The sequence below is a fragment of the Peloplasma aerotolerans genome, assembly GCF_030012175.1.
Taxonomy (GTDB): domain Bacteria; phylum Bacillota_I; class Bacilli_A; order Acholeplasmatales; family Acholeplasmataceae; genus Peloplasma; species Peloplasma aerotolerans.
The window spans coordinates 1-8,560 of sequence record NZ_JASCXW010000043.1 but is presented as its reverse complement, the minus strand read 5'-3'; the positions used below and the strand labels follow the sequence as shown (position 1 = coordinate 8,560).

The following is an 8,560-nucleotide window of genomic DNA, read 5'->3' as shown; positions in this document are numbered from 1 at the left end:
ACTCACACGCCTGTGTTATGACGTGCTTAATTATTCTATCATTATAAAACGACCTTGTCAATATACTTAATTGAGATTTTAATCTCTTTTTATACAAGGTCTATAGTATAAAGTGGTGGAGGGGGGCAGATTCGAACTGCCGAACCCTTAGGGAACAGATTTACAGTCTGCCGCGTTTAGCCACTTCGCTACCCCTCCATTTTTGGCTTGCTTTTATATTCTATCTTATCATCTAAAAAAAAGCAACCACTTTCAACACAAATTTGATTTTTTACTATATTCTATAGTTTATAGACATAGTTTTTTATTCAAAAACCAAATATGGTCTGTGATTTTTATTATAAATAAAGTTTTTACACTTGCTCGCTTTTTTTATTGATTTTCTATATGAACTAAGGTTTTTACTTTTTTATCTAACTCCGTTTTAAAAACCATCACTTCTCTATTACATTTAACACATCTAATTTTGATTTCTGCCCCGACCCTTAGGACTTCCCATTCGTCAAACCCACATACATGCTTTTTTTTAGTTTTTATTCGATCTCCAATGTTATATTTCATTTTTTTAATAGTTTATCAATTAAGTTTTTTAATTGATCTTCCTTATAATATATCACTATTTTTTTATCGTCGATTTTAACTTTTTGCCCATATGTATTAAAAAGTTCATTCTCTTCACTTGTATATTTCGGTTCTGAGGATCTTTTTATTTTGTTGGTTTTCTCTTCTATCTTTGTCAGTTCTTCAATTTGTCGAACACTTAATTGATTCTTTATTGTTCGATGCGCGAGTTTTACAATTTGATTGCTGTCTTCTAGTTTACTTAATGCACGAGCATGCCCCATACTTATTTGGTTGGTCAAAAGGAGTTGTTGCACTTCCTGTGGAAGATTCAATAATCCTAACGTATTTGTAACGTGAGAACGACTTTTACCCACTTTTTCAGCTAGCTCAGTTTGTGTTAGTTTAAGATTACTCATAACAATTTTATATGCTTCTGCCTCTTCAATTGGTGTAAGATTTTCTCTTTGTAAATTTTCTGCTAAAGCAATTTCTGCAACTTTAGACTCTTCATATTGTCTAATGATTGATGGTATTGCTTTCAATCCAACTTTTTGCGCAGCCCTAAAGCGTCGTTCACCGGAAACAATAATGTATCCTTGTTTCACTTTTTTTAATATTATTGGCTGAAAGATTCCATGCTCCTTTATAGACTGTGCAAGTTCATTGATTTTTTCTTCATCAAACAATCTACGTGGTTGGAACGGGTTTGGTTTAATCTTTTCTAGAAGAATCTCTTCAATGGTCTCACCTTCTAAGACATCATCAACATGATGTTCACTCAATAAATCTAAAAAGGTTCTTGCTTTTTTATCTTCATTCATTATTTTTCACAATCTCCTTTGCAAGTGACTTGTACAATTTCGCTGCAGGTGATTTCGGTGCAAATGTCAAAACAGGTAACCCATATGTGGGAGCAACTTGTGCAGCTACATTACTTGTAATAATAGTGTCAAAAACTCCATCTTTAAAATAATCTTTAATTTCGTGAACTATTTCCCAACCAGCTTTTGTTCTTTTATCTAGCATGGTTAGCAATACACCTTCAATTTCGAGTCTTTTGTTGTTTACTTTAAGTTTCTTCTGCACTATTCGAATTGTATTTAATAATTGTGTCAATCCATCAATTGCAAGAAATTGACATTGAACTGGTATTAAAACTGAATTTGCCGCATATAGAGCACTGAGTGTCAATAACCCTAATGATGGGGGACAATCAATGATAATAAAATCGTAATCTTCTGAGATTTCACTTAGTTTATGACTTAGTATATATTCTCTATCTTCGTGATCGAGTTTCACTTCGATATGCGCTAATTCTATTGTAGCTGGTATTACATCAATATTTATTTCGGGTAAATGAATAACTGTTTCATGAATTGTTTTCTCATCGAGTATAACATCAAAAATTGTTGAGTACAACATACTTCTATTGATCCCCAAACTAGTAGTTGTACTTGCTTGAGGATCAAAATCTACTAATAGTATTCTTTTGTTATGTTCGGCCAATGCAGCTGCTAAATTAACACTTGTTGTTGTTTTTCCGACTCCACCTTTTTGATTTGAAACTGCTATAATCTTTCCCATTTTGTCACCCGTTCTTCTTTAGTTTTATAATGGATTTTTTGTCATTTTTACAAAAGATCTTGGGTATCCATCAACATGCTTCACTTTATTGACAACTACATGAACTCTATGCCCAAACTCTTGGGGTAATTCAAAGGTTCTTACATCACTAATTTTGCCACCTAATTTATTAATACATGCCGAGGCTTGACTTAACTCTAGATCATAATTTAATGCCTTATATGCTACAAGATATCCACCTGGTTTAGTCATTGGTAATCCCATTTCGGTAATTAACTGCATGTTACCTAACGCTCTCGCTATAACTAGATCATATTTTTTTTGATGTTTTATTGCAAATGTTTCAATTCGATCATGAATTAAATGTACATTTGATATCTCCAATAAATTTGTCAACTCATTAAGGAAAGTAATTCTTTTATTTAGTGAGTCTATGATTGTAACATCCAAATCTGGATATATTATCTTTAGTGGAATACTTGGGAATCCAGCCCCTGATCCCATATCACATATACTATTTATGTTTGCCATATCAACAGTTTGAACAATAGTTAAAGAATCATAGAAATGTTTATAATAAACTTCTTTTTTCTCAGTTATTCTTGTTAAGTTGATTTTTTTATTATACTCAATGAGAAATGCATAGTATTTTTCAAATTGTTCTTCTTGTTTCTCATCTAAACTAATTTTTAAATTTCTAAGTAAATCTTCTTTAACTGACATGATTTAAACTTCCCGATTCTAAGTAGACAAGTAAAACAGAAATATCTGATGGATTAACACCAGAAATACGGGATGCTTGTCCTAAAGTTTTAGGTCTTACTTTGTTGAGTTTTTCTTTAGCTTCTAAAGATATATTCTTGATGAGTCCATAATCTATTATATCCGGAATAATTTTATCTTCTAGTCGTAACATTTTATCCGCTTCACGGATAGCTTTTTGGATATAACCTTCATATTTAATTCTTATTTCTATTTGTTCCAATATATCATCATTATACTCTTTGTTAATGAAATATTTAATATCTTCTTTATTCATTTCAGGTCTTTTTAACAAATCTGATAAATACACCGCTTCATAAATGGTTGCTGAATTTCTAGAATTCAAGTAATCTGTATTTTCCTTATTGGGTAAAATCCTAAACTGATTCACCAATTCAAACAATTCAACATATGATTGTTTTTTCTCATTGTATTTTTTATATGTTTCTTTATCAATCAGTCCAACTTGATACCCATAATCACGAAGTCTCAAATCTGCATTATCGTGTCTCAATAACAATCTGTGTTCAGCTCTTGAAGTTAATAAACGATATGGCTCTAAAGTTCCTTTCGTTACTAAATCATCAATTAATACTCCTATATAAGCTTCATGTCGATGCAAAATTAATGGCTTTTTATTTGATATTTTTAAAGCTGCATTGATTCCTGCCATTAATCCCTGACCTGCTGCCTCTTCATAACCACTTGTTCCATTGATCTGACCAGCACAAAATAGGCTATCTATTTTCTTGGTCTCTAAAGATGGAAATAACTGCATGGGATTAATCGCATCATATTCAATAGCATACGCATATCGAATTATTTGGGCATTTTCAAGCCCCTTAATCGTTTTTATCATTTCTTCTTGTACATATCTGGGTAGACTTGTTGAAAAGCCTTGTACGTAATATTCGTCTATCTCAAGACTTTCTGGTTCAATAAATATTTGATGTCTTTCCTTATCGTGGAACCTAACGATTTTATCTTCAATTGAAGGACAATATCTTGGACCAACACCTTCGACATTTCCACTATACATCGCAGATTCTTCTAAATGCTCATTTATAATATCGTGGGTTGTTTTCGAAGTGTGTGTTAGATAACAATTTTCTTTGGGATTTTCGTCATAGTATTTATTGTCAAAGCTGAATGTATATGGAGTCGAATCACCTGGTTGTACCGTCATTTTAGAATAATCAACGCTGTTTTTTGCTATTCGAGGTGGTGTACCTGTTTTCAATCGAAAAACATCAAATCCTAAATCCTTAAGTTGGCCACTAATTCCCTGTGTCGTTGGTTCGCCATGAGGTCCACTTGAAATTTTTTCATTACCAATTAGAATTGTACTGCTCAAATAAGTTCCTGTAGTTAAAATGACCGTTTTTGAATAAATTTTTTCTCCATCATTAAGGATAACTCCTTTAACTTGATTATCTTCGACAATCATTTGATCTACTAAAGCTTCTTTTAAATCTAAATTCTTAGTTTCTTTTAGGACTCTTAGTATTATTTTTGGATACTTTAGTTTGTCAATTTGTGCCCTAATTGCTCTTACTGCGGGACCTTTAGACGCATTTAACATCTTTATTTGAATCTGTCCTTCGTCAGCGCTCTTTGCCATTTGCCCACCTAAAGCATCTATTTCCCTAACAACTATACCTTTTGCTGGTCCGCCAATAGACGGATTACATGGTAAAGAAGCAACCTTTTGAAGGTTGCCTGTTACAAGTAATGTTCTCTTATTCATTCTAGCCATTGCTAAGGCTGCTTCAATACCAGCATGACCTCCGCCAACGACGATTCCATCATAAATCATTAAATCACATCTTCTTTAAGCAAGTTTTTTTAAAACATATTCCACAACTTTTTCTTTTGTAAAATGATATTGCTCAAGTGCTTCATTTAATGGCGCACTTACACCGAAAGTATCTATCCCATAAACATTTTGTGTGTATTTATACCATGAGAAACTACTTCCCATCTCGATAGCTATTGTTTTTACACTCTTTGGCAATACTTCTTTTTTATATTTTAGTGTTTGTTTTTCAAAGAGATAGTGTGAAGGCATACTTACGACTCGAATGTCCTTGCCTAATTTTTCAAGTTCGTTTTTAACCTGAACCGCTAAATCTACTTCAGATCCACTTGCAAGTAAAATTGCTTCTGCCTTGTTGTTTTCGGGTGAAACAATATATGCTCCTTTAGCAAGACCTTCATGCGAAGTTGTTTTTTGGTTTTTAACATTTTGTCTAGTCAAAATAATAGCTGTTGGCACATGCTTTGACTCCATAGCAATTTTCCAAGATGCTAATGTTTCTATAGCGTCAGCTGGTCTAAGTACATTTAAACCGGGTATAGATCTTAATCCTATTAATTGTTCGACTGGTTGATGTGTAGGTCCATCCTCACCAACACCAATAGAATCATGAGAAAAGACAAATATTGAAGGAATTTGCATGATAGCAGATAATCTAATCGCCGGTTTCATATAGTCACTAAAAACGAAGAATGCTCCTCCGAATACTTTTAGTCCTCCATGCAATACCATGCCATTTACAATTGCTCCCATTGCATGTTCTCTAACTCCAAAATTTATATTTCTTGCTAATCTATTTTCCTTACTATAATGTCCATCTGCTCCTTTAGCCTTTGTAGAAACGGTTAAATCGGCAGAACCTCCAATAAGATTTAAATACTTTTCTGACAATTTGTTTATCATTTTCCCACTAATATTTCTTGTTGCATCTTGTGGAGTATTTGCAATCTCACTATAATCATTCAGATTAATTTCGATATTATCATTAATAAAAGATTCAAACAATCCATATTCTTTAGGGTATTGTTCTTGATATTCTTCCGCTAATTTATTCCAACGACGATAAGCACGTTGTCCTCTTAATAACACTTTTTTTCTAAAATGTTCATAAACATCTTCAGAAACTTCAAATGGTTTATACTTCCAGTTAAAAGTCTTCCGTAATTTTTCTGCTTCCTCTTCGCCTATTGGTGATCCATGAACTTGGCTTGTACCCGATGCGCTTGTTCCATAACCAATAACTGTTTTTATTTCAATAATAGATGGTTTATTTAAATCTTTCTTAGCTCTATTGATTGCCTTATTAATTGCATTCAAATCATTCCCATCTTCAACATATAGATATTGCCAGCCTATAGATTCAAACTTTTTCTTATGTTCTTCGCTATATGCCATTTTAACTTCACCATCTAATTGTATATCATTAGAATCGAACAATACAATTAATTTGCCTAGCCCCAAATGACCTGCTAGACTCATTGACTCCATAGCAACACCTTCTTGAAGATCTCCGTCACCACATAATGCATATGTATAGTGATCAATAAGACTTAATTGTTCTCTATTAAATCTAGAAGCTAGATGTGACTCTGCAATTGCCATTCCAACTGCGTTAGAAATGCCTTGTCCTAATGGACCACTTGTAGTCTCAACTCCATCTGTATGACCATATTCAGGATGCCCAGGTGTGTTACCAACCTGTCTAAAGTTTTTTAAGTCTTCAATTGATATTTTGTATCCTGATAAATGGTTCAATGCATAAAGTAACATCGATCCATGCCCAGCAGATAAAATAAACCGATCTCTATTAATCCATTTAGTATCTTTGACATTAATATTTAGGTGTTCCGTAAATAAAGTATATGCCATTGGTGCAGCACCTAAAACAATGCCTGGATGTCCACTGTTCGCTTTATTGACAGCATCTACCCCCAAAAACCTTATTGTATTAATCGCTTTTTGTTCCATCTTCATCCTCACTGTTCTCTATGTTATTTGTTTTATCTTCCTCTATTGTTGTTTCTTCTTCAACATTAAACTTGAAGTATTCTTTATAGTGCTCTTCTTGAGCTTTTACGAGTTCATCAAACTCACTATTGCCCAAAAATTCACGAATCTGATCTTGTGCTAGTTTATTTTCTTCTTTGACTCTTTTATTTACGATTCTCCCTTGAAACATATTACTAATAACCACAATAACAATCATGAATAATAATATTTGCAACATTAACTCAGGGAATAATAGTGTTGATACTACAGCTATTAACACATAAAAAATCAATGTAGGTATAATGAACATCATATTAATTTTCTTGCTAATTGCTCCAACTCTTTCAAGAAATGATAACCAAATCATATTCACTTCTTCTTGATAAAAATCTTTCATGACATCATAATACTTAGTTTCAATAAGAACTTTATAATCGTTTCCATCTGATGTCCAAATCGCAAATCTTCCCTTTGATGCAAACTGAAAAAGAAATGGTGTGTCATTCATGTAATGAAATTCAATATTCTTTCCATTTATTTCTTGCGTTTCAAAAGGTTCTCCAGTTAACTGCTTGTATACTTTTGGGTTTAATTTCATAGGTCATTCCTCCATTATTTTTATTATAACATCATATAATTATTTATAGGTGATTATGTAAAATCTAATAAATATTTAAAATCCCCATCAAGCATCATCATCCACATAATAAACATGCTTATGGCTGCTTCAATCAAGACCTGACCAGGTTCACAAGTTACTATTGAATGATGATGCTTGATGGGGAATTAATTTTTACTTTTTCTTAATCTTTTAAAGAAATTTTCAAGTAATTCTTGGCTTTCATCTGCCATTATACCTGACTCTATATGAATTTTGTGATTGAAGGGTAAATCAAATATTTGAATAATACTCTTGGCTACTCCAGATTTAGGATCATCAGCTGCATAATATAAATTTTTTATACGTGACTGAATCATTGCTCCAGCACACATTGGACATGGTTCTAGGGTAACATATACATCACAATCTTCGAGTCTCCAAGTTCCTAATTTTTTAGCAGCTTTCATCATTGCTAAAAATTCTGCATGAGAGTGAAACTCTTGTTTCTGTTCTCGCTTGTTATAAGCTCTAGCAATAATCTTATCTTCGAAAACAACAACCGCTCCAACTGGAACTTCATTTTCATTTTCTGCTTTTTTTGCTTCTCTCAAAGCAGCATTCATGTATTTAAGTTTTTTTTGGTTTTCCTGGGACTTCATGATAGTGTCTCGATCTTGGCTCATAGGATTCATTTGCACCTACCAATATAGTTGGATCTGAATATTCAGCTGGCTTGCCATTAATAATTCTTTGTGTTCTTGTTGCGGGTAATCCGCTTTTTACACAAATTGCTGTTAATTTCGTAACGAACTCAGCTCTTGCAAGAAGTTCAGGCATTGGTCCAAATGGTTCACCACGAAAATTCCGATCTAGCCCTCCAACGATAACTCGAATACCTCTGTCCGCTAAATCTTCTGTTATATTGATGATATCATTATCAAAAAATTGAACTTCATCAATAACAACAGCATCTGTATTATCTTTAACATAATCATATATTTCTAAGCTTTTATCGATGATTATCGATGGTTTTTTACTTAAGTTGTGGGATACGATTTCTCCAACATTATATCTTGTATCAATTTTGGGTTTAAACACCAACACATGTTGTTTTGCATACTCTAGTCTTTTAATTCTTCTAATTAATTCTTCAGTTTTTCCGGCAAACATCGGCCCACATACGACTTCAATGAATCCATTTTTATATGTGTGATACATAACGAAACCCCCGTTAATCAATTTTT

General features: G+C 32.8%; 9 protein-coding genes, 1 tRNA gene and 1 other RNA gene. All 11 read right to left on the bottom strand.

Going from position 1 to position 8,560, the window contains the following annotated elements; genetic code table 11:
- Positions 1 to 113: 113 nt before the first annotated feature.
- A tRNA-Tyr gene (locus QJ521_RS08845) sits at positions 114 to 198 on the bottom strand.
- Between the two features lie 174 nt (positions 199 to 372).
- The gene (locus tag QJ521_RS08840; protein WP_282840114.1) at positions 373 to 561 is read right to left on the bottom strand and encodes a DUF951 domain-containing protein; all 189 of its coding nucleotides are present in this window, start codon (positions 559 to 561) and stop codon (positions 373 to 375) included.
- Positions 558 to 1,385: a ParB/RepB/Spo0J family partition protein gene (locus QJ521_RS08835; protein WP_282840112.1), complete on the bottom strand. Its 828-nt coding sequence runs from the start codon at positions 1,383 to 1,385 to the stop codon at positions 558 to 560. The genes QJ521_RS08840 and QJ521_RS08835 overlap by 4 nt, the downstream gene beginning before the upstream one ends.
- Positions 1,378 to 2,148: a ParA family protein gene (locus QJ521_RS08830; RefSeq protein WP_282840111.1), complete on the bottom strand. Its 771-nt coding sequence runs from the start codon at positions 2,146 to 2,148 to the stop codon at positions 1,378 to 1,380. Before QJ521_RS08830 ends, QJ521_RS08835 begins: the two co-directional genes overlap by 8 nt.
- Before the next feature lie 24 nt (positions 2,149 to 2,172).
- Entirely contained in the window at positions 2,173 to 2,871 is a 699-nt protein-coding gene (gene rsmG, locus QJ521_RS08825; RefSeq protein WP_282840110.1) for a 16S rRNA (guanine(527)-N(7))-methyltransferase RsmG, read from the bottom strand.
- Positions 2,861 to 4,726 carry a tRNA uridine-5-carboxymethylaminomethyl(34) synthesis enzyme MnmG gene (gene mnmG / locus QJ521_RS08820; RefSeq protein ID WP_282840108.1) on the bottom strand — a complete coding sequence of 622 codons (1,866 nt, stop codon included), beginning with the start codon at positions 4,724 to 4,726 and terminating at the stop codon, positions 2,861 to 2,863. Before mnmG ends, rsmG begins: the two co-directional genes overlap by 11 nt.
- A 15-nt stretch (positions 4,727 to 4,741) precedes the next feature.
- Positions 4,742 to 6,700: a transketolase gene (tkt, locus tag QJ521_RS08815; RefSeq protein WP_347568095.1), complete on the bottom strand. Its 1,959-nt coding sequence runs from the start codon at positions 6,698 to 6,700 to the stop codon at positions 4,742 to 4,744.
- Positions 6,675 to 7,313, bottom strand: a complete 639-nt coding sequence (locus tag QJ521_RS08810; RefSeq protein WP_282840106.1) for a hypothetical protein — start codon at positions 7,311 to 7,313, stop codon at positions 6,675 to 6,677. Before QJ521_RS08810 ends, tkt begins: the two co-directional genes overlap by 26 nt.
- 85 nt (positions 7,314 to 7,398) lie before the next feature.
- An RNA gene (gene ffs / locus QJ521_RS08805) (signal recognition particle sRNA small type) lies at positions 7,399 to 7,493 on the bottom strand.
- 8 nt (positions 7,494 to 7,501) lie between these two features.
- Positions 7,502 to 7,975, bottom strand: a complete 474-nt coding sequence (tadA, locus tag QJ521_RS08800) for a tRNA adenosine(34) deaminase TadA (RefSeq protein ID WP_282840105.1) — start codon at positions 7,973 to 7,975, stop codon at positions 7,502 to 7,504.
- Positions 7,944 to 8,534 carry a thymidine kinase gene (locus tag QJ521_RS08795; RefSeq protein ID WP_347568096.1) on the bottom strand — a complete coding sequence of 197 codons (591 nt, stop codon included), beginning with the start codon at positions 8,532 to 8,534 and terminating at the stop codon, positions 7,944 to 7,946. The genes tadA and QJ521_RS08795 overlap by 32 nt, the downstream gene beginning before the upstream one ends.
- Positions 8,535 to 8,560 lie beyond the last annotated feature (26 nt).